Raw genomic sequence first — 529 nt, forward strand, 5'->3', positions numbered from 1 at the left:
CCGCCGACCGCGACGTCCGCAGCTACCCACACGTGCACCCGGCATCGGACTTCACCACCGTCGGCGACATCTTCTCACCCGTCACCAACCCGGACCGCAAGAAACCCTTCGACATCCGCACCGTCATGCGCGCCGTCGTCGACCAAGACCACACCGTCCTCGAACGATGGGCCGACATGGCCGATGCGGACACCTCCGTCGTCATCGACGCACACCTGGCCGGCATCCCCGTCAGCGTCATCGGCATCGAATCACGCGCCTTCGCCCGCAAAGGCTGGTTCCCCGCCGACGGACCCGACCAATGGACCTCGGGCACACTGTTCCCCAGCAGCTCCAAGAAAACCGCCCGCGCCATCAACGCCGCCAGCGGCAGCCGCCCCATCGTCGTCCTCGCCAACCTCTCCGGCTTCGACGGCTCCCCCGAATCACTACGCACCCTGCAACTCGAATACGGCGCCGAAATCGGACGGGCCATCGTCAACTTCGACGGACCGATCGTCTTCTGCGTCGTCTCCCGCTACCACGGCGG

The 529-nt window shown here is 66.5% G+C and carries 1 protein-coding gene; it reads left to right on the forward strand.

Translation table 11 applies throughout. From position 1 onward, the window contains the following. Positions 1-529, forward strand: a 529-nt coding sequence (locus HM984_RS18150) for a carboxyl transferase domain-containing protein (RefSeq protein ID WP_179350134.1), incomplete at both ends; no start/stop codon positions are given.

Source organism: Winogradskyella pacifica, assembly GCF_013403915.1.
In the GTDB taxonomy this organism is placed as follows: Bacteria; Bacteroidota; Bacteroidia; order Flavobacteriales; family Flavobacteriaceae; genus Winogradskyella; species Winogradskyella pacifica.